The 22,680-nt window shown below is 47.3% G+C and carries 29 protein-coding genes and 1 other RNA gene; 18 read left to right on the top strand and 12 right to left on the bottom strand.

What is annotated here, in order from left to right:
* Positions 1 to 16 precede the first annotated feature (16 nt).
* The 5 genes from lptB to ACP7FG_RS04205 are packed head-to-tail and all read right to left on the bottom strand — an operon-like array spanning position 17 to position 3,346.
* Complete coding sequence (lptB, locus tag ACP7FG_RS04225; RefSeq protein ID WP_054489801.1) at positions 17 to 742, bottom strand: LPS export ABC transporter ATP-binding protein; 726 nt, start codon at positions 740 to 742, stop codon at positions 17 to 19.
* Position 743: 1 nt separating this feature from the next.
* Positions 744 to 1,286, bottom strand: coding sequence for a lipopolysaccharide transport periplasmic protein LptA (gene lptA / locus ACP7FG_RS04220; protein ID WP_439225613.1), 543 nt, complete (start codon positions 1,284 to 1,286; stop codon positions 744 to 746).
* Positions 1,255 to 1,818 (bottom strand): LPS export ABC transporter periplasmic protein LptC, encoded by a 564-nt coding sequence (gene lptC, locus ACP7FG_RS04215; RefSeq protein WP_199494262.1) that lies wholly within the window; start codon positions 1,816 to 1,818, stop codon positions 1,255 to 1,257. Before lptC ends, lptA begins: the two co-directional genes overlap by 32 nt.
* Positions 1,815 to 2,369: a 3-deoxy-manno-octulosonate-8-phosphatase KdsC gene (gene kdsC, locus ACP7FG_RS04210; protein ID WP_439225612.1), complete on the bottom strand. Its 555-nt coding sequence runs from the start codon at positions 2,367 to 2,369 to the stop codon at positions 1,815 to 1,817. The genes lptC and kdsC overlap by 4 nt, the downstream gene beginning before the upstream one ends.
* On the bottom strand, positions 2,369 to 3,346 hold the full coding sequence (locus tag ACP7FG_RS04205; RefSeq protein WP_199494260.1) for a KpsF/GutQ family sugar-phosphate isomerase: 978 nt from the start codon (positions 3,344 to 3,346) through the stop codon (positions 2,369 to 2,371). The genes kdsC and ACP7FG_RS04205 overlap by 1 nt, the downstream gene beginning before the upstream one ends.
* A gap of 156 nt (positions 3,347 to 3,502) precedes the next feature.
* Here ACP7FG_RS04205 and ACP7FG_RS04200 point away from each other — a divergent pair, with 156 nt between their 5' ends.
* The 8 genes from ACP7FG_RS04200 to murA all read left to right on the top strand — a co-directional run bounded on the left by ACP7FG_RS04200 (position 3,503) and on the right by murA (position 8,777).
* Entirely contained in the window at positions 3,503 to 4,078 is a 576-nt protein-coding gene (locus ACP7FG_RS04200) for a TetR/AcrR family transcriptional regulator (RefSeq protein ID WP_224797821.1), read from the top strand.
* A gap of 84 nt (positions 4,079 to 4,162) precedes the next feature.
* Positions 4,163 to 4,963 (top strand): ATP-binding cassette domain-containing protein, encoded by an 801-nt coding sequence (locus ACP7FG_RS04195; RefSeq protein ID WP_224797822.1) that lies wholly within the window; start codon positions 4,163 to 4,165, stop codon positions 4,961 to 4,963.
* Positions 4,963 to 5,739 carry a lipid asymmetry maintenance ABC transporter permease subunit MlaE gene (gene mlaE, locus ACP7FG_RS04190; protein WP_054489966.1) on the top strand — a complete coding sequence of 259 codons (777 nt, stop codon included), beginning with the start codon at positions 4,963 to 4,965 and terminating at the stop codon, positions 5,737 to 5,739. Before ACP7FG_RS04195 ends, mlaE begins: the two co-directional genes overlap by 1 nt.
* Positions 5,740 to 5,741: 2 nt before the next feature.
* A complete protein-coding gene (mlaD, locus tag ACP7FG_RS04185) occupies positions 5,742 to 6,209 on the top strand; it encodes an outer membrane lipid asymmetry maintenance protein MlaD (RefSeq protein WP_439225611.1) in 468 nt (155 codons plus the stop codon).
* A 17-nt stretch (positions 6,210 to 6,226) separates the two neighbouring features.
* The gene (locus ACP7FG_RS04180; RefSeq protein WP_439225610.1) at positions 6,227 to 6,898 is read left to right on the top strand and encodes an MlaC/ttg2D family ABC transporter substrate-binding protein; all 672 of its coding nucleotides are present in this window, start codon (positions 6,227 to 6,229) and stop codon (positions 6,896 to 6,898) included.
* Complete coding sequence (locus tag ACP7FG_RS04175; RefSeq protein WP_439225609.1) at positions 6,898 to 7,209, top strand: STAS domain-containing protein; 312 nt, start codon at positions 6,898 to 6,900, stop codon at positions 7,207 to 7,209. The genes ACP7FG_RS04180 and ACP7FG_RS04175 overlap by 1 nt, the downstream gene beginning before the upstream one ends.
* A gap of 37 nt (positions 7,210 to 7,246) precedes the next feature.
* The gene (locus ACP7FG_RS04170) at positions 7,247 to 7,501 is read left to right on the top strand and encodes a BolA family protein (RefSeq protein WP_199494255.1); all 255 of its coding nucleotides are present in this window, start codon (positions 7,247 to 7,249) and stop codon (positions 7,499 to 7,501) included.
* 16 nt (positions 7,502 to 7,517) lie between these two features.
* A complete protein-coding gene (gene murA, locus ACP7FG_RS04165; protein WP_439225608.1) occupies positions 7,518 to 8,777 on the top strand; it encodes a UDP-N-acetylglucosamine 1-carboxyvinyltransferase in 1,260 nt (419 codons plus the stop codon).
* A 13-nt stretch (positions 8,778 to 8,790) separates the two neighbouring features.
* On the opposite strand, the gene ACP7FG_RS04160 is transcribed toward murA, so the two are convergent.
* From ACP7FG_RS04160 to ACP7FG_RS04150, 3 genes are all read right to left on the bottom strand, one after another.
* Positions 8,791 to 9,840, bottom strand: a complete 1,050-nt coding sequence (locus tag ACP7FG_RS04160; RefSeq protein WP_439225607.1) for a trypsin-like peptidase domain-containing protein — start codon at positions 9,838 to 9,840, stop codon at positions 8,791 to 8,793.
* Positions 9,841 to 9,903: 63 nt separating this feature from the next.
* Entirely contained in the window at positions 9,904 to 11,262 is a 1,359-nt protein-coding gene (locus ACP7FG_RS04155; protein ID WP_439225606.1) for a DegQ family serine endoprotease, read from the bottom strand.
* A gap of 88 nt (positions 11,263 to 11,350) precedes the next feature.
* Positions 11,351 to 11,812, bottom strand: a complete 462-nt coding sequence (locus ACP7FG_RS04150) for a YhcB family protein (RefSeq protein ID WP_224797827.1) — start codon at positions 11,810 to 11,812, stop codon at positions 11,351 to 11,353.
* Between the two features lie 119 nt (positions 11,813 to 11,931).
* On the opposite strand from ACP7FG_RS04150, the gene zapE reads away from it, so the two are divergent.
* The 8 genes from zapE (at position 11,932) to ACP7FG_RS04110 (ending at position 18,022) form a co-directional block, all read left to right on the top strand.
* Complete coding sequence (gene zapE, locus ACP7FG_RS04145; protein WP_224797899.1) at positions 11,932 to 13,026, top strand: cell division protein ZapE; 1,095 nt, start codon at positions 11,932 to 11,934, stop codon at positions 13,024 to 13,026.
* 197 nt (positions 13,027 to 13,223) lie between these two features.
* Positions 13,224 to 13,652: a 50S ribosomal protein L13 gene (gene rplM, locus ACP7FG_RS04140; protein WP_054489830.1), complete on the top strand. Its 429-nt coding sequence runs from the start codon at positions 13,224 to 13,226 to the stop codon at positions 13,650 to 13,652.
* 17 nt (positions 13,653 to 13,669) lie between these two features.
* Entirely contained in the window at positions 13,670 to 14,062 is a 393-nt protein-coding gene (gene rpsI, locus ACP7FG_RS04135; protein WP_199494250.1) for a 30S ribosomal protein S9, read from the top strand.
* A 225-nt stretch (positions 14,063 to 14,287) separates the two neighbouring features.
* Complete coding sequence (gene petA, locus ACP7FG_RS04130) at positions 14,288 to 14,878, top strand: ubiquinol-cytochrome c reductase iron-sulfur subunit (protein ID WP_054489835.1); 591 nt, start codon at positions 14,288 to 14,290, stop codon at positions 14,876 to 14,878.
* Positions 14,878 to 16,146, top strand: coding sequence for a cytochrome b (locus ACP7FG_RS04125; protein WP_199494249.1), 1,269 nt, complete (start codon positions 14,878 to 14,880; stop codon positions 16,144 to 16,146). The genes petA and ACP7FG_RS04125 overlap by 1 nt, the downstream gene beginning before the upstream one ends.
* The gene (locus ACP7FG_RS04120; RefSeq protein ID WP_054489839.1) at positions 16,143 to 16,877 is read left to right on the top strand and encodes a cytochrome c1; all 735 of its coding nucleotides are present in this window, start codon (positions 16,143 to 16,145) and stop codon (positions 16,875 to 16,877) included. Before ACP7FG_RS04125 ends, ACP7FG_RS04120 begins: the two co-directional genes overlap by 4 nt.
* An 84-nt stretch (positions 16,878 to 16,961) precedes the next feature.
* The gene (sspA, locus tag ACP7FG_RS04115) at positions 16,962 to 17,585 is read left to right on the top strand and encodes a stringent starvation protein SspA (RefSeq protein ID WP_054489841.1); all 624 of its coding nucleotides are present in this window, start codon (positions 16,962 to 16,964) and stop codon (positions 17,583 to 17,585) included.
* A gap of 26 nt (positions 17,586 to 17,611) precedes the next feature.
* Positions 17,612 to 18,022 carry a ClpXP protease specificity-enhancing factor gene (locus ACP7FG_RS04110; RefSeq protein ID WP_222236424.1) on the top strand — a complete coding sequence of 137 codons (411 nt, stop codon included), beginning with the start codon at positions 17,612 to 17,614 and terminating at the stop codon, positions 18,020 to 18,022.
* A 12-nt stretch (positions 18,023 to 18,034) separates the two neighbouring features.
* Here ACP7FG_RS04110 and dolP read toward each other — a convergent pair whose 3' ends face one another.
* From dolP to ACP7FG_RS04090, 4 genes are read right to left on the bottom strand one after another with little or no spacing between them, the layout of a single operon-like run.
* A complete protein-coding gene (gene dolP / locus ACP7FG_RS04105) occupies positions 18,035 to 18,610 on the bottom strand; it encodes a division/outer membrane stress-associated lipid-binding lipoprotein (RefSeq protein WP_439225605.1) in 576 nt (191 codons plus the stop codon).
* Between the two features lie 5 nt (positions 18,611 to 18,615).
* A complete protein-coding gene (locus ACP7FG_RS04100) occupies positions 18,616 to 19,158 on the bottom strand; it encodes an SIS domain-containing protein (RefSeq protein ID WP_224797829.1) in 543 nt (180 codons plus the stop codon).
* A gap of 2 nt (positions 19,159 to 19,160) precedes the next feature.
* On the bottom strand, positions 19,161 to 19,511 hold the full coding sequence (locus ACP7FG_RS04095; protein ID WP_199494245.1) for a YraN family protein: 351 nt from the start codon (positions 19,509 to 19,511) through the stop codon (positions 19,161 to 19,163).
* The gene (locus ACP7FG_RS04090) at positions 19,489 to 21,354 is read right to left on the bottom strand and encodes a penicillin-binding protein activator (protein ID WP_439225604.1); all 1,866 of its coding nucleotides are present in this window, start codon (positions 21,352 to 21,354) and stop codon (positions 19,489 to 19,491) included. The genes ACP7FG_RS04095 and ACP7FG_RS04090 overlap by 23 nt, the downstream gene beginning before the upstream one ends.
* A gap of 75 nt (positions 21,355 to 21,429) precedes the next feature.
* Here ACP7FG_RS04090 and rsmI point away from each other — a divergent pair, with 75 nt between their 5' ends.
* The gene (gene rsmI / locus ACP7FG_RS04085; RefSeq protein WP_439225603.1) at positions 21,430 to 22,284 is read left to right on the top strand and encodes a 16S rRNA (cytidine(1402)-2'-O)-methyltransferase; all 855 of its coding nucleotides are present in this window, start codon (positions 21,430 to 21,432) and stop codon (positions 22,282 to 22,284) included.
* A gap of 34 nt (positions 22,285 to 22,318) precedes the next feature.
* Positions 22,319 to 22,668: RNase P RNA component class A (gene rnpB / locus ACP7FG_RS04080), an RNA gene on the top strand.
* Positions 22,669 to 22,680 lie beyond the last annotated feature (12 nt).

Below are 22,680 nucleotides of genomic sequence, written 5' to 3'. Positions count from 1 at the left end.
CTGTCCCGGTTTCACGTTATAAGGTGAACTGCTCACCGAGGTAAACGTCTTTAACCTGTTGATTCGATAATATACTTTCTGCATCCCCACTGGCAATAAGTTCGCCATGACTAACGATATAGGCGTGTTCACAAACCGATAGGGTTTCACGAACATTATGGTCGGTAATCAATACGCCAATACCGCGTTGCTTTAAATGCTCAATGATTTTTTTGATATCAATGACGGATATGGGGTCGACACCAGCGAAAGGCTCATCTAAAAGAATAAAAGTGGGCTCTGCTGCCAGGGCCCTGGCTATTTCAACCCGTCGGCGCTCACCGCCTGACAGACTCATTCCCTGGCTGTTGGCAATGTGCCCAATATTAAACTCTTCGAGTAAGGCATCGAGCTGTTCTTCTCTGTCGTTGTCTGATAACGCTTTGCGGGTTTCTAAAATGGCCATCAGGTTGTCACGTACGGTGAGCTTTCTGAAAATAGAAGCTTCCTGTGGCAGGTAACCAATACCTCTGCGCGCCCGCTCATGCATTGGCAGTAAAGTGAGGTCGTTATCATCCAGTAAAATCTGGCCTTTATCGCTGTTAACCAGTCCGACAATCATATAAAAGGTGGTTGTTTTACCGGCTCCATTCGGCCCTAATAATCCAATAACCTGTCCCTGGCTCACCTCCAGGCTAACGTCTTTAACAACCTGGCGACTTTTATAGCTTTTGGCTAAGTGTTTAACTCGTAAGGTTGCCATATTAAGGGTTCTCGTTATTTTTCTCGTTGGAGTCAGTTTTTGCCTTTGGCGTAAAAATGGTGATGACGCGACTGTCTTCTTCACCGGAACTGGTCGCGGTTATGGTTTGTTTGTCTAAATCATAGGTGATGAGATCACCACTGGAACTGCTGCTACCCTGAGAAATACGGGCTTTTCCGCTAAGCTCCAGGCGCTGCTCCGATTGAAAATAGGTAATTTTGTTGGCCTCTGCGTTTATCTTATTGCCATCATCCAGAGTCTGGCTGTAAGTAGCAGGAGTGCCTTCTGCAACAAAAGTATCGGCTTGTTCTGCATTCTCGCTGGCCGAGGCTTCAAGTCTGTCTGCTCGGATTAATAACGACCCCTGACGAATAATGACATTGTCAGTTAAAACTAGCCGGTTGTTTTTAATGTCCAGCTCTTCCTGGCTCGACTCTACCTCCATAGGCTGACTAAAATCGGACTTACCCTGAGCCATAACTGCACAAGGCACCAAGGCAATAAGAGTAAGACTACTCAGCAGGCTGGAAAATCGTTTTAACATGTCTTTTTAGCTCCATTCGTTCAGCTTTCAGGTCAGCACTCATTCCGTTACCACGAATTAATAGCCGGGGTCCGTGAATGCTCACCGGGTGTTCGGTGCTCATTGATTGATTTTTCAAATCAACAATCAGGTACTCGGTTAACACTTGTTTAATTCGAGTATCAGGCTCTAACGCAAGGATTTCAACATCGCGCTCTAAAATAAGAGTTTGATCATCGTAGAAAGTCCCCTGTGCAGAGCTAACCTCCCAAATTTCGTCACCTTGTTCTGAGAAGACAGTGTACGTAGGCTGCTCGAGTTCGGTTAAGCCTATTTGATTATAATGCGACATCTTCTCTGACTTGATTTTATGTGCGAGTAAGCCGTCACTCTCAAAAATGCGGGTTTCCAGACCAAAAGCAGTGAAATCTGGTCGCATCATGCGGGTTGCGGTGGCATTATTGTCGTCTGCATCATCACCAAAAGGGCGCCAGACAAGCAAAAGCCCGGCACCGAATAGCAGAATAAGAATGACAGTAACTCGTCGGCTCACACACTGGCTCCTGTTGCTAGGTGCAGTTGGCCCTGACTGAGCATGATGAGATCGCAGACTTCGCGTACCGCTCCGTATCCACCGTGACAACGGGTAATATAATCGGCTTGCTGCTGCACCGACGCGTGAGCATCCTGTACTGCAATACCCAGGCCGGCTACCTTAATCAGAGCTAAGTCGGGGGTATCATCTCCCACATAGGCGACTTGTTCGGTGCTCAAATCCAACTTCTTCAGCAGCTCATTAAAAGCTGCTGTTTTGTCGTTCTGGCCCTGATAAATGTGACCAACATCTAAATGTTCCATGCGGTGCTCGACAATGCGTGAGGTTCTGCCGGTTATGACCGCGGTCTCAACACCGGACTTCTTTAACGCTTTCATGCCAAATCCATCACGGGTATGAAATGCCTTGAGTTCCTCACCGTCGTTGCCTAAATAGATTCGACCGTCAGAAAAAACGCCGTCCACATCCAGTACCAGTAACTTAATTTCGGAAAAACGGCTAAACAGGCTTTTATCAATATCACCGTACCAAGTATTAATACACTCCATTAGAGTACTCCCGCCTGTAGTAAGTCATGCATATTCATCGCTCCACACGGCTGACCATCATCATTAGTGATGATAAGCCCGTTAATTTTGCGGTCCTGCATCAGTTTTAATGCTTCTGCGGCCAGCATATCTGCATTAGCGGTCGTACAGGAGCGGGTCATAACATCGGCTATTGGTGTTTTGTGGACATCCACCCGATTATCCAGAATGCGGCGCAAGTCACCGTCTGTAAAGATGCCTGCCAGGCGATTATTTTCATCCACTACAGCGGTCATGCCCAGGCCTTTGCGCGACATTTCTAATAAGGCATCACTGATAATAGCGTCAGCCGGAATCATCGGAACTCTGTCGCCTGTGTGCATGACATCGTGCAGACGAAGCAACAACCGTTTGCCTAAAGAGCCACCAGGGTGAGACAAGGCAAAATCATCGGCGGTAAAGCCGCGGGCGTTCAGCAGAGCGACGGCAAATGCATCACCCATAACCAAAGTTGCTGTGGTAGAGGCTGTTGGCGCCAAGCCCAGTGGGCACGCCTCTTGCTCAACAGCAATACAAACATGGGTGTCGGCAAGTCTTGCCAGAGTGGAGTCCGGTTTGCCGGTCATTGATATTAAGGGAACACCAAGGCGTTTTATGACCGGAATAATGTTCAGTACTTCGGCTGTTTCGCCGCTGTTTGATATGGCAATAACCACGTCCTGGGCTGCCACCATGCCGAGGTCACCGTGACTGGCTTCGCCCGGATGAACAAAAAAAGCCGGTGTGCCGGTAGAGGCAAGTGTTGCGGCTATTTTCCCGCCAATATGGCCGGACTTTCCCATGCCGGTAACGATAACCCGACCTTTGCAGTTAAACAGCGTTTGGCAGGCAGCGTCAAAGTTATCGTCTAAATACTGGTATAAACCTTCTATCGCTTTCTTTTCGATATCCAGTACCTGTTCGCCCAGCAGCCGAAAATTCTGGGTTACTTGCTTCATTGTCATGCCTCTGGCGTTGTGCTTTTGCCTTGTATAATACGTCATTCAATACAACTCTGCCTACCGTACTCAGGTAAATCTTGTATTTTATTGTAAAAATAATTACTATACCAACCAGACGGTTAATAAAGTGACTTTAGGTAAAGTGAAGACGTTATGGTAGAGAAAAAAGGAGCAGGACGACCCAGTAACAGGGAAGTCATTCTGGATGCGGCAGACCAGCTGGTCGCGGCAGAAGGGGCTGCACACCTGACGTTTGATGCTTTAAGCCAGGTGACAGGAATAAGTAAAGGTGGGTTGCTTTACCATTTCAACAGTAAAGACTGTTTATTACAGGCTATGCTCAAACGACGAGTTGAAAGGTATGAAGCTTTACGTGAGTCCTATCATCAACAATTTAGCGATGACCCAAAAGGGGAGTTAAAAAGTATCTTACTAGCAGCCCTTGATACTGACGCCGAATGTTCACGCCTGGGTAGTGGCATGCTGGCGGCCGCTGCAACCAACCCTGAGCTGCTGGGGCCGTTAAAAGAGCATGTTGCTGTTACTTTGCAGCGACTTGAACGTATCGCCGGCGAAAAAGTCGGTAAGACCTTGTTCTATGCTGTTCATGGTGCTCGTTTGTTTGAACAGCTAAACTTATGCGATGCCTGCGTACATGAACGTGAGGACTTTGCACAATATTTACTGAAACTTGTCGATGAATTGACAGAAATTGAATCGATTCGCTGATAAGATTTGCAACACTTTATCGGTATCAGGTTATGCCGAATGCCGCTAAAATAATGGCATGAAAACTCCTAACAGGAAATTGTCGTGACAAATTTGGTAGAACTTAAGGATCTAACGTTTGCGCATGGAAGCCACCGGGTTTATGACGGCTTGTCGCTTACTGTTCCCAAAGGCAAAATGGTTGCTGTAATGGGCCCCAGCGGAATCGGCAAGACGACGTTGCTGCGTCTGATTGGCGGGCAGCTTAAGCCTGACAGTGGCAGCATTAAAGTCGCCGGTAAAGAAGTTCCTAAGTTAAAACGCGATGCACTGTACCAATTGCGAAAACGTATGAGCATGTTGTTTCAAAGTGGCGCTCTTTTTACCGACATGTCGGTTTACGAAAATGTGGCGTTTCCGCTGCGCGAACATACGGACTTACCGGAAGAGCTCATTCGTAGCGTTGTATTAATGAAACTTGAGGCCGTAGGCCTGCGCGGTGCCCGTCATTTAATGCCTTCGGAGTTATCGGGGGGTATGGCTCGCCGAGCGGCTTTAGCAAGAGCTATAGCTTTAGACCCCGACCTTATTTTGTACGATGAGCCGTTTGCGGGCCAGGATCCTATTTCTATGGCCGTGATTGTAAAACTCATTAAATCTCTGAATGAATCACTGGGGCTTACATCTATTGTTGTGTCCCATGACGTAAAAGAAGTGTTGTCTATCGCTGATTATGCCTACGTCATTGCTGATAAAAAGGTGGTCGGTCAGGGCACGCCAGACGAGTTGCGGGAGAACGACACCGCAATTATCCAGCAGTTCTTAAAAGGTGCGCCAGACGGCCCGGTAGCATTTCATTATTCGGACGATGACTTTACGACAGACTTGTTAAGGGGCGAGGCATGATCCAGTTTTTACAGTCTATCGGGCGACAAGTCTTAGACAGTCTGGCGGGCATTGGATACGCTTTGGCCATGTTAATGAGCGCGATTATTGGCAAGCCTCAACCGAGCAAGTCCTGGCCGTTGTTTGTGAAGCAAATGTACGTTGTCGGCGTACTATCAATGCTCATTGTTATTGTCAGCGGCTTGTTTATAGGAATGGTTCTAGGCCTTCAGGGCTATACTATTTTGGTTGATTATGGCGCTGAACAGAGTCTGGGGCCCATGGTGGCTTTGTCGTTATTGCGTGAGTTGGGGCCTGTTGTCACCGGGCTGCTTTTTGCCGGCCGTGCCGGTTCTGCTTTAACAGCAGAAATCGGCTTGATGAAAGCAACTGAGCAATTGTCTAGTCTGGAGATGATGGCGGTTGATCCGCTGCGTCGTGTTGTTGCTCCGCGCTTTTGGGCCGGCTTAGTCAGTATGCCATTGCTGGCGCTGATGTTTTCAGCTGTTGGTATTTATGGTGGCTACCTGGTTGGTTCTGGCTGGCTGGGCGTTGATGAAGGAGCTTTTTGGTCAGTAATGCAGTCAGCGGTTGATTGGCAGGACGACTTACTCAACGGCATTATTAAGTCAATCGTATTTGCTTTTGTTGTTACCTGGATAGCCTTGTATAAGGGCTATCGTGCAGTGCCAACCTCGGCGGGAATCAGTGCCGCGACAACGTCAACTGTAGTGACGGCATCGCTGGCAATCTTAGGACTCGATTTTATTCTTACAGCTATCATGTTTGGTGGATAACCATGGAATCAAGAAAAACACAGTTATGGGTAGGCGTTTTTGTTGTCGTCGGTATTTTGGCTTTGTTCTTTATCGCATTAAGGGCAGCCAGCGGCACTATGACAACATCGGGAGATAGCTACACCCTGTACGCTAAGTTCGATAATGTTGGTAGTCTGAAAGTCCGCTCGCCGGTCAAGGTTGGGGGCGTTGTTGTTGGTCGTGTTACCGATATTTCTCTATCGGGCGACTACTATGAGCCGCGCGTTGAAATGACTATCAGTAAAGAGTATGACCAGTTTTCTGAAACCAGCACCCTGTCGGTACTAACCTCTGGTCTATTAGGTGAGCAATATCTCGGACTGGAACCCGGCTTTATTGATGACAGCGTTGATATGCTGGAAGACGGGGACATGATTACAGACACGAAATCTGCACTTGTACTGGAGAATTTAATAGGCCAGTTCTTGTTTAGCCAGGGTAACGATTAGGTTGTAAGGAGAGCAACATGGCAGTAAATAAATGGTTAACAGCAACGTTGGCGATGCTCCTGTTTGTAGCATCGGCATCGGCTGATTTAATACGAAACGAGAATCCACATGAATTACTAAAAGAAGTTGCTGAAACAACTTTTGACCGTATCGCATCCGATAGGGACAAAATTGATGAGGATCCTAACTATCTGAAGGAAATCGTCGAAGATGAGATGATGCCTTACGTCGACAGTCTGTATGCCTCTAAGAAAGTGTTGGGGCGTTATCTGCGTGATACCACGAAGGAGCAACGAGAACGTTTCTACCGTGCATTTTACGACTATTTAGTAGCGACTTATGCGCGCGCATTCACACAATACGATGAGAGTAAGCACCGTGTCAGCTTTGAGCCCAGCAATGATTTAGCCGACGATGCGCGCACTGCAATTGTGCGCACCCGGGTAAAAGAAGAAGGGCGTCCTGAAATTCGCATGGACTTTCGTATTCGCTATGACTCGGATGAAGAAATTTGGAAAGCTTATGACTTGGTTGTGGAAGGTGTGAGTCTGCTTAACAGTAAGCAAAGCGAAATTTCATCGGTTATTCGGGCTAATGGCATAGATAAGACAATAGAGCTGATTGAGAAGAAAGCTGCTGAACCTATTAAGGCCGATGACGAAGTTAAAAATCCGACAGAGGGAATTTAATGAGCGCTCAGCAGACAGGCCTGACATCAGTTAAAGTGAGTAGTGATAAAACGCTGGTTTTTAGCGGCTCATTGACTCGCCATAGTGTTGCCAAACTCTGGTCTCAGCGAAAAGTTTGGTCCATTGGCCCGGAAACGAAAGTTGATTTAACGGATGTGGATGTCATCGATACAGCCGGGGTTGCCTTCTTACTTGAGATTCTTAAGTTAGTAGGTGATGGTAAAGGGCCTCTGACGTGTATTGGGGCTTCTGAACAGTTGAAACAAATTGCCCGGGTTAGTGGCGTCGAGTCGTTGCTTTCGTTAAGCTAGGCGACATTACTCACTTTTAAGCTAACGGCAGATAAAAATGAATACTGAAGAATTAAAAACTTTGCTTAACGAGGCACTTTCACTGGAAGAGTTACTGGTCAAAGCCGAAGGTGCTAATGTTGAAATTATCGCTGTCAGTGAAGACTTTAAAGACATGAGCCGGGTTAAGCGTCAGCAAGCTGTTTATGGACCACTAAACCCCTTGATTGCGGATGGCTCTATTCACGCAGTTTCAATTAAAGCTTACACGCCTGAAGACTGGGCGCGTGATAAAAAATTAATGATGCCATAAGGTTGTTGGTTAGTTGATGGATAAATTTAAAATACGGGGTGGGCAGCCTCTGTCCGGTTCGGTCAAAATCTCCGGTGCAAAAAACGCGGCTTTGCCTATCCTAATGGCGTCGCTTTTGCCTTCTGATAAAGTCATGTTATCCAATGTTCCCGATTTACATGACGTTGATACAACTTTGGAGTTGTTAGACTGCCTTGGCATTTGTCACAGCAGCCTGAACGATAACAGTGTGACTATCGACCCAACCACACTTAATCATTTTAAAGCGCCTTATGACTTAGTAAAAACGATGCGGGCGTCTATTCTGGTTTTGGGGCCCCTATTGGCGAAAACCGGAAAAGCCGAAGTATCGCTTCCGGGAGGCTGCGCGATAGGAGCCCGTCCGGTTAATCTTCATATTGAAGGTTTACGCAAAATGGGGGCACACATTGATGTTGAAAATGGCTACATTAAGGCATCTGTCGAAGGCCGTTTGAAGGGCGCGGAAATTTTATTAGATACCGTCAGTGTTACTGGTACTGAAAATCTGATGATGGCGGCTGTATTGGCAGAAGGTGAAACGGTAATTGAGAACGCTGCTCGCGAGCCTGAGGTTATTGACTTAGCAAACTTTCTGAACAGCCTGGGAGCGAATGTGCGCGACGCTGGTTGCGATACCATTCATATTACTGGCGTGGAAAAACTGCATGGCGGAGAATACAGCGTCATGCCCGACCGTATCGAAACCGGTACCTTTTTGGTTGCTGCATTGGCAACGGGCGGTTCTCTGCGGTGCGAAAAAACTGACCCTGCCAGTCTGGATGCTGTACTGAAAAAACTGGAAGAAGCTGGCGCTGAGGTCGAAAAAGGTGAAGACTGGATCACGCTTAAAAGCCAGGGACGCCCCAAAGCGGTGAATATTATTACCGCGCCTCATCCTGCTTTTCCGACTGATATGCAAGCCCAGTTTTGTGCATTAAATGCAATTGCAGAGGGCACCGCAGGTATTCGTGAAACGATTTTTGAAAATCGGTTTATGCACATTCCTGAGCTAAGGCGTATGGGTGCAAATGTAGAGTCGGAAGGCAATACCGCCTTATGCCATGGTGTAGAAGAACTAACCGGCGCTGAAGTTATGTGTACTGATTTACGCGCTTCGGCATCGTTAGTTATCGCAGGCCTGGTAGCTACGGGGGAAACGGTCGTCGAGCGTATTTATCATATCGACCGTGGTTATGAGGGCATTGAAAAGAAACTACAAGGTTTAGGTGCTGATATTGAGCGAGTGACGGCTTAGTCGCCGTCTGCTTTTAACGAGGTAACTCGGCAACGGTTACTGTGGTTGTCATGCGTTTGTTGCCACGGTAAAACTCTACCTCTAACTTCGTACCCGGCTCGCTATTGGCTACTCTATCCAGCCCTTCGGGAGCTGAACGAACCGGCTCTCCGTCAATAGCGACCAAAAAATCATTACGTTGCAGACCGGCAGCCGCTGCCGGGCCGCCCGCTTCAACGTCTGTAATTAAGATCCCTGATAAAGACTGCTCTTCGCTGAAGTTCGGATTAACGCTAATGCCAATGAAGCCACGAACCACCTTGCCTTCACGAATGAGTGTTTTCATCACTTTGCGTGCATTTTCATAGGGCACTGCAAAATAAATCCCTTCGCCGCCATCACCGAAAGCTGAGTTGTATCTGGCGTTATTAATTCCTATTAGCTCGCCGGCGGTATTTACCAATGCCCCCCCAGATGCGCCTTGGTTGATAACAGCATCCATTTGAATTAAATCAGAGTAGGAATTGCTGACGCCTACGCGTCCTCCGCTGGCACTGATGATTCCTTGAGTTATTGTCTGACCGATGTTGTAGGGGTTACCTATCGCAAGAACAATATCACCAACCTGAATGCGGCGTGTTGACTGAACCGGAATAACGGGAAGGTTGTCGGCATCAATTTTAAGTACGGCCAGGTCAGTGTATCGATCGCTGCCAATTAACTGAGCGGCGTAACGACGCCCGTCCTGTAAAGCGACCTCAATTTGATCGACATTATCAACGACATGGTGAGCGGTCAAAATGTAACCCTGAGAGTCCATAATGACGCCGGAGCCCAGGCGCCAGACGCGAGATGACTGTGGTTGGTAGTATGAACCTTGTATCTCGCCCATACTGTATATATTAACCACTGCAGGGGCGGCTTTACGAACGGCCTGGTTAAAAGAAATAACTTCGGAATTGGTTTGTCTTAAAGACTCAGACTGCCCCCAGAACGGCTGACTGATAATGACAATGGCCGCAACAACCAAGCCTAAACCGACTGACTGAAACAAGAATCGTAGGGTTGAAGAGAGTCGCTGCATACCTGTTTCCGATTAAATTAAGTGGTATCAGCATAGCACTGATACCACCTGTCTGTCACAATCTCAGTTAGCGTTGCGCAACACAATAAAGAGTGAGCTGTTGTCGCGTTTTATATTTAACGCAATGACGCCGGCCTTATCTTCAATGGCGGCTCTGAGTTCAGCGATGGAACTGACTGCCTGCCGATTCACACCTTGAATAATATCGCCCTTTTCAAGGCCAATTCGGGCTGCAGGTGAGCGCTCTTCAAGCTCAGATACTTCTATACCTTTGCCTGAATCAGCTGCGGCGAGAGTCGCTCCTTCCAGAGCTGGGTGGATAGAGGCGGCGGTTACTGAGGTGTCTTGCGCTCCTAAAATGACGCTGATTGACTGCTCCTCGCCGTCGCGAATAATACCAAGTTCGATTGACTTACCGGAGCCTATTGAGCCAACCATAGCTCCAAGCTCGGAGAATGAGCGAATGGTCTGGTTATTTACCGATATGATGACATCGCCAGACTCAATACCTGCCTCAGCTGCCGAGCTACCGGGGACTACCTGAGAAACAAAGGCCCCGCGATTAACGGGAATGTTCAGTGCCTGAGCCACATCATGGGTCAGGTCGTTACCACGCACACCCAGAACGCCTCTGCGAACTTCACCGAATTCAATAAGCTGTTGAACCAGGTTATTCATCATGTCTGACGGAATGGCAAAACCGATACCAATGTTACCGCCATTGGGGCCAAGTATTGCGGTGTTTATGCCAATTAATTTGCCGTCTAAGGTGACCAGTGCGCCACCCGAGTTACCACTGTTGATCGCCGCATCGGTTTGTATAAAGTTTTCTAATTCTTCGATACCTAACCCGCCACGGCCTAATGCACTCACAATACCCGAGGTGACCGTTTGTCCAAGACCAAAGGGGTTGCCAATAGCAACCACGAAGTCGCCGACACGCAGGTCTGAAGACTGGCCGAGTTCGATAGCGGTAAGGTTGTCACCATTTTCAATTTTCAGCAGTGCAACGTCACTGCGTTTATCGGTGCCGATAACCTTGGCGTCAAACTCGCGGCCATCTTTTAGGGTAACCAGAATTTCAGTTGCATCGTCAATGACATGGTTATTTGTGACGACATAACCGTTCTTGGCATCAATAATCACGCCAGAACCCAGCCCCTGAAATGGATGCTCGCGAACTTGTTCGCGCGGTGCATTAGGTCCGAAGAAAAAACGAAGCGCATCCGGTAGTCGTTGTCTGACCTCGCGCTTTCCTTTTACGGAAATGTTGACAACAGCAGGTGTAACCTCTTCCAGCATAGGTGCCAGAGTAGGTTGTTCGTCGTCATTGCCAAAAAATGGGATCCCGGCCTGAGCCGAAGTAATAGGGGTAAAACTAAAAACAAAGAGTAAACTGAATAAAGCTAATACTCGTTTCATGGTTTGAGTGACTCCTTAATAAAGCACTAACAAGCGGTCTGCGAGTTAAGACCGCTTGTTAGTTATATGAGTTCACTCTAAAAGTGTTTCAAGATGTTTTTGAGGACTCTTTTTCCGATTTTTCTTCGTAACTATTTGAGAATAAGCCGCTGGAACCTTCAGTGTAGTCGCGAGGCATGTCGTTAGCACTATAATTGTCACGACCAGAGCGGTGGTCTTTGTTCAGAGAGTTGGCTACGCGCAACTGCTTAAGGGTATCTTCAGCGAAAAAAGGTAAGTCGCTTTGAACATCGCCTTTTTCAAGCAATTCGGCACTTTGGCTCAGATAGCTTTGCAGACGCTGTTGTGTGTCGGCCAGCTGTTCTACCATGGCATTGGCCGTTGCAAAGTGTTCGGCAACTTCTCGCTGGTAGTCGGTTAAACGCTGTTGGCTTTGCTGAACTTGCTCTTCAAGGTCGCCTGACTGACCTTTTGACTGACTGTAACGAGCTGCGAAAAAGCCAATGATTGCACCGGCAATGACCAACAGAACTCCAATAATCCAACTCATAATTAACTCCTGAACAAGCTGCTACAGCTTCGAATGATTGCTGCGCTTCACCTTCATGATAACATATTACCTATTAGGATAATCCCAACTGAGGTGAAGTGGTAGTGTCCAAACAGCAAATGTCTCCATTAGAACGTTATCAGTATGATATCGAACACAATAGCTTCTCGGAAGATGAAGCCCAGCTTAATGCCGTTAAACATTTGCAAAGACTGCATGATGAGCTTATCGACTGGCACCATTACCATACCTTATCGGCTTGGCGAAAACTTCTAAGCAAAGAGCCTGAACGGCCTCAGGGAATTTATTTTTGGGGTGGTGTGGGCCGTGGTAAAACCTATTTGGTTGATACGTTTTTTGAGAGTCTTCCGGTTGAACGTAAATGGCGTATTCACTTCCATCGTTTTATGCATCGCGTCCATAATGAATTAAAATTGCTGGATAAGCAGAGCGACCCTTTGAGTATTGTGGCGGACAAGATCGCCGATGAAGCACTAATTGTCTGTTTTGACGAGTTTTTCGTACAGGACATTACCGATGCTATGTTGCTGGGTAAGCTGTTTGAGTATTTATTTGAGCGGGGTGTGGTGTTGGTTGCCACGTCGAATATTATTCCGGACGATCTTTATAAAAATGGCCTGCAACGAGCGCGTTTTATTCCGGCGATTAAACTTATCAAGCGGCACTGTGAAGTGGTGAATGTCGACAGTGGTATCGACTACCGCTTAAGAACACTGACACGAGCTGAGATTTTTCACTCACCGCTGGATGACCAGGCTGATAAAAACTTATGGCAGTATTTCAAAGAGCTGGCACCGGAGTGCAAAGACCGGTACGAATCAGACTGTATTGATATCGAAGGTCGGGATATTGACGTAAGAGCCGAGTGTGACGACGTTGTGTTCTTTGATTTTACTTCTATTTGTAAAACCGCCCGCAGCCAAAACGACTACATGGAGATAGCGCGAATTTATCACGCTGTCCTGATCAGTAATGTCGAACAAATGGGCGCGGGAAAAGACGATACCGCCAGACGTTTTATTGCATTGGTGGACGAGTTTTATGAGCGTCGGGTGAAGCTGATTTTATCTGCAGAAGTGGATATCGAATCGCTTTATACCGAAGGCCAGTTAACTTTTGAGTTCCGTCGCTGCGTCAGCCGCTTGCAGGAAATGCAGAGTCAGGAATATCTCGCTATGGCACATAAAGCATAAATTTCAGAAAATGCGTGATCTTTAACCGCATTTTTCCTATAATCCGCGCAGCCCACGTTACAGTCCGTTGTGTTACCTAACGTAATGCAGCGGTCGCAGCAGATAACTAAATGATTTTTATCATTTTTTTATTGTTGTGATTCGCGGGGAAGCCCGGAATTACTGTCCGTGAACTTTTAAAATGTAGGTTTTATACAATGAAAACATTTGTAGCCAAGCCAGAAACGGTAAAACGCGACTGGTACGTAGTAGACGCTGAAGGCAAAACTTTAGGTCGTTTAGCTACTGAAATCGCTCGTCGTTTACGCGGCAAGCATAAGCCTGAGTACACGCCTCACGTTGATACCGGCGACTACATCGTCGTCATTAACGCTGAGAAAGTTGCCGTTACCGGTAACAAAGCTCAGGACAAGATGTACTACTCGCACACTGGATTTCCGGGTGGTATCAAATCAATCAGCTTTGAAAAACTGATTGCTAAGAAACCAGAGATGGTCATTCAGAAAGCGGTGAAAGGTATGTTACCCCGTGGTCCATTGGGTCGTGCCATGTTCCGTAAACTGAAAGTGTACGCAGGTACTGAGCATAACCATATTGCTCAACAACCTAAACAACTGGATATATAATACGGAGCAAGAACACTATGGCAGATAATCAATACTACGGTACTGGTCGTCGCAAAAACTCCACGGCTCGCGTATTTTTGCGTCCTGGTAGCGGCAACATCAAAATTAACAACCGTGAACTGAACGAATACTTCGGTCGTGAAACGGCTCAAATGGTTGTTCGTCAGCCGTTAGAGTTAGTTGAAATGACTGAAAAGTTTGACTTGTACATCACTGTAAATGGTGGTGGTACTACGGGTCAGGCTGGTGCAATTCGTCACGGTATTACCCGTGCATTAATGCAGTACGACGAAGCTCTACGTAGTCCGCTACGTAAAGAAGGTTACGTTACTCGTGACGCTCGTCAGGTTGAACGTAAGAAAATCGGCTTGCATAAAGCACGTAAACGTCCACAGTTCTCGAAGCGTTAATTTGTCTTCATTTATTGTGGCAAAACCCAGCTTCGGCTGGGTTTTTTTATGTCTGATCGAAATAGAAATACCGCGATAATAGCGGCTATTAAGCTTGTAAAAAGTGTGTCTTTTCATTATCATCTCAAAGCATTTTCTGTAATCCGCATAAGCGGACAAAGCAGCAGCTAATTCCCGACTTCGCGACAAAGTATCGTGGAGCGTCCAAAACTGGAGAGTAGATGGATGAGCAATGCGCCTGTAGATAAAGGCCGCCGTCGTTTTTTGACTGTCGCAACCTCTGTGGTAGGTGGTGCCGGAGCGGTAGCAGTAGCCGTTCCCTTCATAAGATCATGGAACCCAAGCGCGAAAGCGAAAAACGCGGGTGCGCCCGTAGAAGTGAATATACGCAAGGCTGAACCTGGCCAGCTAGTCCGTGTGAAATGGCGCGGAAAGCCAGTCTGGGTAGTGCGTCGTACCCCCGATATGCTGGAAGGGTTGTCTAAAGTTGAAGATCGGCTTCGCGACCCTAATTCGGAAGAACCACAGCAGCCTGAGTACGCACAGAACCAACACCGTTCAATCAAGGAAGAATTCTTTGTCGCCGTTGGTATCTGTACTCATTTAGGTTGTTCCCCGTCCTATCTCGAAAAGGGAATGGGAGACCATGTTGATGGCGTTGAATCTGGTTTCTTCTGCCCGTGTCACGGTTCGAAGTTTGATATTGCAGGTCGTGTTTTTGAAAGCGTTCCAGCACCTCTGAACTTAGTCGTGCCGCCGCATTATTTTATCGACGAGAACACCATTTTGGTGGGTGAAGATAAGGGGCAAGCATAATGTTTAAGCGATTTGTAGAGTGGATGGATGCCCGCATCCCCATGACAAAAACCTGGAACATCCACCTGGCACAGTATCCAGCTCCGAAAAACTTCAACATGTGGTATGTTTTCGGTTTCTTGGCAACTATTGTATTAATTAACCAAATTCTGACCGGTATTTGGCTTACCATGAACTACGTACCAAGTGCCGAAGGCGCATTTGCTTCGGTCGAGTACATCATGCGTGACGTTGAATACGGTTGGCTGTTGCGTTACATGCACTCCACTGGGGCATCAGCGTTTTTCGTGGTGGTCTATCTGCATATGTTCCGCGGCATGATGTACGGTTCTTACCAAAAACCACGGGAATTAATCTGGTTGTTTGGTATGTTCATCTTCCTGGTATTAATGGCGGAAGCCTTCATGGGCTACTTGTTGCCATGGGGACAAATGTCATACTGGGGTGCTCAGGTTATTATCTCCTTGTTCGGTGCAATTCCGGTCATTGGTGATGATTTAACTTTGTGGATCCGCGGTGACTACGTTATTTCGGGCGCTACGTTAAACCGTTTCTTTGCATTGCATGTCATTGCTTTACCGTTAGTGCTGGTTATTTTGGTCTTCTTGCACATCGTCGCTTTGCACGAGGTCGGTTCTAACAACCCCGATGGTGTTGATACGAAGAAGCCTAAAGGCTCGGTTCCTGACGAAGAGAAGCCGAAATTTAAGTTCCATGAGCGCTTCACGAACAAGAAAGACATTGTTGATTCCATCCCGTTTTATCCTTATTACATCCTTAAGGACATGTTCGGTTTTGGTATCTTCTTGTTCTTCTTCTGTTACGTTATTTTCTTCAATCCGGAAATGGGCGGCTTTTTCCTTGAGCCACCGAACTTCGAGCCAGCGAACCCGCTGAAGACACCAGAGCACATAGCTCCGGTATGGTATTTCACACCGTTCTACGCTATTTTGCGCGCGGTTCCGGATAAGCTATTTGGCGTCATTCTCATGTTTGCTGCCATTGCCTTCCTGGCCTTATTGCCTTGGTTAGACCGTGGTCGAGTACGCTCAATTCGTTATCGTAGCCTATTGCATAAGCTGAACTTAACCGTATTCGCGATCAGCTTCGTTGTACTGGGTTATCTGGGAACTCAACCTGCAACTCCTGTTGCAACCGTGTTCGCACAGATATTTACGTTCCTGTACTTTGCATTCTTCGGGCTGCTCTGGTTCTACAGTAAGCGCGAGAAGACTAAACCGGTACCAGAAAGGGTGACGTCGAAATGAAAAAACTGTTAATCGCTCTTATAACTTTGATTCCGTCGCTGGTTTTTGCGGCGGGTCCTGAAGTTCCATTAGATAAGGCCGAAGTCGATTTACACGACAAGGCCTCGTTGCAACGCGGTGCGCAGTTATATATGAACTACTGTCTGGGTTGTCATCAGCTGGAGTATCATCGCTATAACCGCACCTTTGAAGATCTTGGTATCCCACAAGAGCTGGGTGAGAAGCACTTACAGTTTACTGGCAATAAAGCCGGTGATCTTATTACCAATAATATGAATTCAGATTCCGCTGCGAATTGGTTTGGTACAGCTGTACCGGACTTAACCAATGTTGCTCGTGTACGTGGTGCGGACTGGATTTATACTTATTTACGCTCATTTTATAAAGACGAAAGTCGCCCATTTGGGGTTAACAACGCAGTATTCCCTAACGTGGGTATGCCGCATGTGCTGGAAGAACTTCAGGGGCTTCCTGAAAAAACCTACGAAGAGCGTATGATAGACGGCGAAATGAAAGATGTTTACGTTGGTATTAAAACCGATGGAAACGGTCGCCTGTCTGAAAGCGAGTACGACCAAGCGATGCTAGATTTAACAGCGTTCCTGGTATACACCGGTGAGCCTATGTTGTTAGAGCAGCGTCGAATGGGTTGGTTTGTCTTTGGTTTCCTGCTGGTATTCACTATTTTGGCATGGTTACTTAAGAAAGAGTTTTGGAAAGACCTCAAATAATCGAGGCTTATCAGTCTGTTAGACAACGACTTAGTAAAGGGTGGCTTGCCACCCTTTTGCCGTTGATATTATCTGGAGAAAGGAATGGCTGTTGCAGCAAATAAACGCTCAGTAATGACGTTATATTCAGGAAAGGATGACTTAAAGAGTCATCAGGTACGTCTGGTGTTAGCTGAGAAAGGTGTTGGTGTCGAAATTACGTATGTGACCGACGAAAGTACGCCGGAGGATCTGTTACAGCTTAACCCGTACCCAGAGGCTACGCCGACTCTTGTTGACCGTGAACTGGTGTTATATAACGCACAAATTATCATGGAGTATCTTGATGAGCGTTTCCCGCACCCGCCACTGATGCCAGTGTACCCGGTTGCCCGTGGTACAAGTCGTCTTATGATGTACCGTATTGAGCGTGACTGGTACAGTCTGGCTGAAAAAATTCAGCAAGGCGATGCACAGGCAAGGCAGGAACTGAAAGAAGGCATACTTTCTTTGGCTCCTATATTTGCCGACACGCCTTATTTCATGAGTGAAGAGTTCAGCTTAGTCGATTGTTATTTGGCACCTCTGCTATGGCGTTTGCCAGCTTACGGCATTGACCTGGAAGGGCAAGGTGCAAAAGAGATCAAGCAATATATGGTACGTTTATTTGAACGCAAAACGTTCCAGGACTCTTTAACGGAAGAAGAGAAAGAGCTCGCCCGTCATTAATTTCATCGACGTCGAGGAGTAGTGCTATGACGCCGAAAAGACCTTATCTACTTCGTGGACTGTACGAATGGATTGTTGATAACGATCTGACTCCGCACTTGGTTGTTGACGCAACCATTGTCGGCACGGTTGTGCCACAAAACTTTGTGAGTGAAGGCCAGATAGTTCTTAATATTTCACCAACAGCAGTTCAGAACTTACAGTTGGCGGACCATGAGGTGCGTTTTAACGCACGTTTTGGTGGGCAGCCCATGCAGGTTGTTGTTCCTATGACGGCGGCATTAGCCATATACGCCCGTGAAAATGGAGCTGGTGCTATGTTTGAGGCCGAGCCCGAGTTGGATAAAATGCCCGAGCTTGACGAAGAAGAGCAGAGCAACACTGAAACTGAGCAAAAATCAGCGAAGAAAAAGCCCAACTTAAAAGTTGTTAAGTAAGAATTTAAAGCACTAACGCTTAATGGTTAGTGCTTTAATAACTCGTCCTACACCATCAACATTTCTTGCAACTTCAACAGCAGCCTCTGCTTCCGCCTGACTAACATGGCCTAGCAGAAATACCTCGCCGTTTTCTGTTACCACTTTTATGTTGGTGGCATCTATGGATTTATTATTCGCAAACTTAAGTTTCACTTTACTGGTTATCCAGCTGTCGCCTGCGCGAACCGTTGCAGAAGCTTTTGAGCCAATACGCAGTTGATTGAAAATTTTATTAATGCCATTAGTATCTCTAATGACATCTTCTGCTCTTCTTTTCAAACTCTCGCTGGGCACCTGGCCAATCAACAGCACGTTGGTATCGTAGCTCACCGCAATGACGCGAGAATCCTCAAGCTGCTCATCGTTTCCCAGTTTGGCATTCGTTTTCATTTCAATAGTTTGATCGTCTACCTGCGTGCCTATGGTACGTGGGTCTGTTGCAGATGAGAGACCAACTGCGGCAGCGCCAACTGCAACAGCAGCGCATCCTTGTAAGGCTAACAAGCTGATAAAAATGACGGGTAAAGCGAGTTTAGATAAAGTCATACGCGTCAGTGCTCCTGAGGGAAGATAGTATTTTCTATTTGTTCACATAGACCATGGACAATAAATAACTGGGTTTCCAGTATACGAGCGGGATTTAAACTTGGCACACGCAGTTCTATGTCATTAGCACCTAGTAAACCGGAAACAGAGTCATTACCTTCTCCGGTTAAAGCGATGATTAACATGTCGCGGCTAATTGCTGTTTCCATAACGGAGGTCAGTTCTTCATTTTCCTGATTATCGGCTATAACTATCAAAATGTCGCTAGCCTGACCTAATGCTGCCAGTTGCTTTTGCTTGCCCGCACTCAGAGCCAGCACTGGAAAAGGAGGCCGTTCGAGCTTCATCCCCTCTGTCATGAGATTGGCAAAATGCTGTGCAACCACTCCTGTGGTTCGGTCTCCGCAGCAAAAAACGCGTTGACCATTGAGCAGGTTAGCCACTAACAACTCCACTGTGGTTGCCATGTCATCGGTCAGGCTCTCAACTGCGGAGATCTGTGTCTGTATGCTCTCTGTGAAAAGCGCTTTAATTAGCTCGTCATTCATAATTAGAATGCGTCCTTAAACCATTCAATTTTTGTTGGGTGACCGACTACTGCAATAACGTCAAAACGTATTGCTGCGGTATGTTCGTCTATATTATTACTGAGTAAATAGTAACGGGCAGTATGCCTTACACGCCTACATTGTTGCGGCTTAATTTGCTCAAGTACTGAAGCGAAGTGCTCATGTTGCCGATACTTAACCTCGCAAAAGACCCAGTAATCTCCGTCTCGGGCTATAATATCAATTTCACCGCCGTCAATGCGGTAATTTTTGCAAATAATTGTAAGGCTATTCTTTTCCAAAAATTCTGCCGACAGTAACTCCGCGTGCTTACCTGTTGCTACTTCCTGCATTATTTGACTCCTTAGCTAAGGCTATTTTCCCCTTAGTAAAGGTAGCCCAGGTTAGTTCACGTTGAACCACTGAGTCATTGATGTGGAGGTTGCCACTAAGTCCGCTCCAGGTGAGCCCCGGCATACGGTTCATAATTTCTAATCGTTGTATTAATGACACACTGTCATATCCCATTGCGGCTAACCTTGCTAGTGAAAGTCCCCAACCATTGCGTAGCTCAAGCCACTGAGTTAAAAGCAAATTATTACCGGCATCTGAAGCTAACCAGGGAATGTCAGAAAAGATAATACCGTTAAGATCAGAATCCCCTAAGCGGTTTTTAAGTTCGTGAGTCGCAGAACTGGCGTACACCTGAATGGGTGCGGCAAAAGGTGAAACACTGACATCAATAAAAGGTTTTAACAGACGAGTTTGTTGTAAGTTTCCCGGCAGATAAATAGCGCTGATATCTCTCCGGCTTCGTTCCTGCTCATCAACAATGATCTTTCCAGCGGCTATTTTCACTGCCCGAATGCGCTGCTGACTGTCAGTTAGCCCCAGAGAGTTTTCCACCGTTGCTTTCATGTCCGCGCGTTCCGAAAAGTAAGAAACTTTGGGGTGTCCCGCCTGCTCATTATCCCAACTCGATTTAAAGGCATCGACCATTCTACGTCCGTTGGACGTATCGGCGGCGATGATCATGGTACTTTTAGCTCCTGGAAGTTTCTGATTGATGCGCTGCGCAGCTTGCCGGGCTTCTGTATCAGGAGTTAAGGCGAAAAACGCGCTATTAGCAGAGGAGTCCGCTGATTCTCTTTCAACCTGGTTTAGAAAAATCTGAGGCACATCACTGGGTGGCTGCTCAGCCCAAAGCGCAACATTCTCTTTTAAAAGGGGACCGACAATACCAACCGGGTTCAGTGACTTTATCTGCTCTTGATGTGCCGCAATGTCACCTTGTTCGCTATCAATAAAAACCACCTGTACTTCTTTTAATTCTCCTGTGCGGGCAATAATGCCATCGCGGACGGCCTGACCTTGTTGTTGGTATTTTCCAGACAAGGGTATTAGGACCGCAATGACGGGTTTGGATGTCTTCTCGTTATCATTCCTGATTTCTGTTTCCTGCCATCTTTCTACCATATCGACAGCAGCGTGCTCGCTATATCCTTGCAACCATTGGCTTAGGTAAACAGACAGTTGTTCCGGGTTGGTCATGGCCTGATGATGGTAGTCAACTAAACGCCACCAACCCGCTAGAGCTAAATCAGCCGGACGTTGCTGTGGAAGCTCAGATTGGGTGACCCGGCTGGCAACAGACCATATGGTTTCTGCGCTGGATTGTTCAGCAAAACGCTGAGCGTCGACCTGCCACACCAAAGCTTGCCAGTAGCTTTTTTGCTGGTAAGCGGCTTGAGACAGCAATTGTAAGCTCAAAGCGCGAAATTCGCGTTGGTTAAACTGTGTATAAACGCTCTCAAGTTCATCAATAACCTGGGACCATTGTTCTTGTTCTGCTGCCCAACGAGCTTTAGCCAGGTGATAGTACTTTTGACTATGCCGGGTAATTTTTTGAGGGCTTAATTGAGACAACACGGCTACAGCCTGCTGCCATTTTTGTTCATTCTGAAACGCATTAGCTGCGCGTATTAAAGCGGAGTGCTGTTCAATATCGTTGGCGGCAGCGCGGGCTTCATCTAACCAGTCCTGAGCTGATTTTTCTTCAGTTAAACTCAAGTCCTGGTCGGCGACATCTGCGGTTTTATCGGGCGTTTCAGTTTTCCGGTCAGGGGCAGAGGTACACTGAGTGAGTACCATGAGTGCCAGTAGAGCTAAAAATACAAATGACTGAGTTCTAAACACTGTAAGGTTCCGCTTTGGTGCCTGTTCGGTGATACTATAAACGGCATTGACGTTGGAAACAAACTGAGACTCATTATGACAAACCCGGGGACCCTTTATATTGTACCCACGCCTATCGGGAATTTAGGCGATATGACCGAGCGGGCAATAAAAACATTAGCCGATGTAGCAGCCATAGCTGCAGAAGATACGCGACATACGCGGAAGTTAATGCAGCATTATGGCATACAAAACGACGTGTTTGCGCTGCATGAGCATAACGAGACTCAGCGCGCGGATGCGGTTATTGAGCGCCTGCAGCAAGGCGATTCCCTGGCATTAGTCAGTGACGCGGGTACGCCACTTATTAATGACCCGGGTTATGTGCTGGTACAACGGTGTCGTCAGCACGGCCTCAAAGTAGTTGCACTGCCGGGTGCCTGTGCCGTAACCGTAGCACTGTCTGCGGCTGGCTTGCCTACCGACCGCTTTGCCTTTGAAGGTTTTTTGCCTTCTAAGCCGCAGCAACGCCGGGCAAAATTAGAAGCGTTAAAAACAGAACCAAGAACCGTTGTTGTTTATGAAAGCCCACACAGAATTCTGCATACCCTGGCCGATATGAATGCCGTGTTGGGGACAGAAAGGCAGCTGGTACTGGCGCGTGAACTGACGAAGCAGTTTGAAACCTATTTAAATGGCAGTGCTGCAGAGTTATTGCAGGTTTTAACAGACGACAGCAACCAGCAGCGGGGAGAAATGGTGTTACTGATATCACCCTTGCAGCCAGAAACGGAAGCCAGTGAAGGCCCTGGAGAGGCGGCTAAGCGCACCTTGCTGTTGCTACTGGAGGAGTTGCCATTAAAGAAAGCGGCTGCTGTCACTGCGAAAATTCATGATGAACGTAAAAACGTGTTGTATCAGTGGGGGCTGGAGAATAAAAACAAAGATTGAGTTAAAGCCTGGCGCAGCGTAGAATCCTCCGCGGAGAGCTGGCCAGACAATCGCCGCCTGTTTACAGGGGGAGGAAAGTCCGGGCTCCATAGGGCAGGGTGCCAGGTAACGCCTGGGCGGCGTAAGCCGACGACTAGTGCAGCAGAGAGTAAACCGCCGATGGCTGCTTGCAGCACAGGTAAGGGTGAAAGGGTGCGGTAAGAGCGCACCGCGCAACTGGTAACAGTTTGCGGCACGGTAAACTCCACCCGGAGCAAGGTCAAATAGGGGTTCTTTGGCGCGGCCCGCGTTGAACCCGGGTAGACTGCTTGAGGGTCAGGGCAACCTGATCACTAGATGAATGATTGTCCACGACAGAACCCGGCTTATCGGCCGGCTCTCCACCTTATTCCTCTT

This window comes from Idiomarina sp. ST10R2A5, assembly GCF_051842325.1.
GTDB classification, from domain to species: Bacteria; Pseudomonadota; Gammaproteobacteria; order Enterobacterales; family Alteromonadaceae; genus Idiomarina; species Idiomarina abyssalis.
This window is presented reverse-complemented; position numbering and strand designations above follow the sequence as displayed.

Coding starts and splice junctions, on each gene's coding strand:
- petA (WP_054489835.1), top strand. CDS start 14,288: ATGAGCAATGCGCCTGTAGATAAAGGCCGCCGTCGTTTTTTGACTGTC.
- rpsI (WP_199494250.1), top strand. CDS start 13,670: ATGGCAGATAATCAATACTACGGTACTGGTCGTCGCAAAAACTCCACG.
- ACP7FG_RS04150 (WP_224797827.1), bottom strand. CDS start 11,812: ATGAGTTGGATTATTGGAGTTCTGTTGGTCATTGCCGGTGCAATCATT.
- zapE (WP_224797899.1), top strand. CDS start 11,932: ATGTCTCCATTAGAACGTTATCAGTATGATATCGAACACAATAGCTTC.
- ACP7FG_RS04170 (WP_199494255.1), top strand. CDS start 7,247: ATGAATACTGAAGAATTAAAAACTTTGCTTAACGAGGCACTTTCACTG.
- ACP7FG_RS04120 (WP_054489839.1), top strand. CDS start 16,143: ATGAAAAAACTGTTAATCGCTCTTATAACTTTGATTCCGTCGCTGGTT.
- ACP7FG_RS04125 (WP_199494249.1), top strand. CDS start 14,878: ATGTTTAAGCGATTTGTAGAGTGGATGGATGCCCGCATCCCCATGACA.
- ACP7FG_RS04205 (WP_199494260.1), bottom strand. CDS start 3,346: ATGAAGCAAGTAACCCAGAATTTTCGGCTGCTGGGCGAACAGGTACTG.
- mlaD (WP_439225611.1), top strand. CDS start 5,742: ATGGAATCAAGAAAAACACAGTTATGGGTAGGCGTTTTTGTTGTCGTC.
- ACP7FG_RS04095 (WP_199494245.1), bottom strand. CDS start 19,511: ATGCAGGAAGTAGCAACAGGTAAGCACGCGGAGTTACTGTCGGCAGAA.
- ACP7FG_RS04180 (WP_439225610.1), top strand. CDS start 6,227: ATGGCAGTAAATAAATGGTTAACAGCAACGTTGGCGATGCTCCTGTTT.
- lptB (WP_054489801.1), bottom strand. CDS start 742: ATGGCAACCTTACGAGTTAAACACTTAGCCAAAAGCTATAAAAGTCGC.
- lptA (WP_439225613.1), bottom strand. CDS start 1,286: ATGTTAAAACGATTTTCCAGCCTGCTGAGTAGTCTTACTCTTATTGCC.
- ACP7FG_RS04160 (WP_439225607.1), bottom strand. CDS start 9,840: ATGCAGCGACTCTCTTCAACCCTACGATTCTTGTTTCAGTCAGTCGGT.
- rplM (WP_054489830.1), top strand. CDS start 13,224: ATGAAAACATTTGTAGCCAAGCCAGAAACGGTAAAACGCGACTGGTAC.
- ACP7FG_RS04200 (WP_224797821.1), top strand. CDS start 3,503: ATGGTAGAGAAAAAAGGAGCAGGACGACCCAGTAACAGGGAAGTCATT.
- ACP7FG_RS04175 (WP_439225609.1), top strand. CDS start 6,898: ATGAGCGCTCAGCAGACAGGCCTGACATCAGTTAAAGTGAGTAGTGAT.
- kdsC (WP_439225612.1), bottom strand. CDS start 2,369: ATGGAGTGTATTAATACTTGGTACGGTGATATTGATAAAAGCCTGTTT.
- sspA (WP_054489841.1), top strand. CDS start 16,962: ATGGCTGTTGCAGCAAATAAACGCTCAGTAATGACGTTATATTCAGGA.
- ACP7FG_RS04155 (WP_439225606.1), bottom strand. CDS start 11,262: ATGAAACGAGTATTAGCTTTATTCAGTTTACTCTTTGTTTTTAGTTTT.
- ACP7FG_RS04100 (WP_224797829.1), bottom strand. CDS start 19,158: ATGAATGACGAGCTAATTAAAGCGCTTTTCACAGAGAGCATACAGACA.
- dolP (WP_439225605.1), bottom strand. CDS start 18,610: ATGACTTTATCTAAACTCGCTTTACCCGTCATTTTTATCAGCTTGTTA.
- murA (WP_439225608.1), top strand. CDS start 7,518: ATGGATAAATTTAAAATACGGGGTGGGCAGCCTCTGTCCGGTTCGGTC.
- rsmI (WP_439225603.1), top strand. CDS start 21,430: ATGACAAACCCGGGGACCCTTTATATTGTACCCACGCCTATCGGGAAT.
- ACP7FG_RS04110 (WP_222236424.1), top strand. CDS start 17,612: ATGACGCCGAAAAGACCTTATCTACTTCGTGGACTGTACGAATGGATT.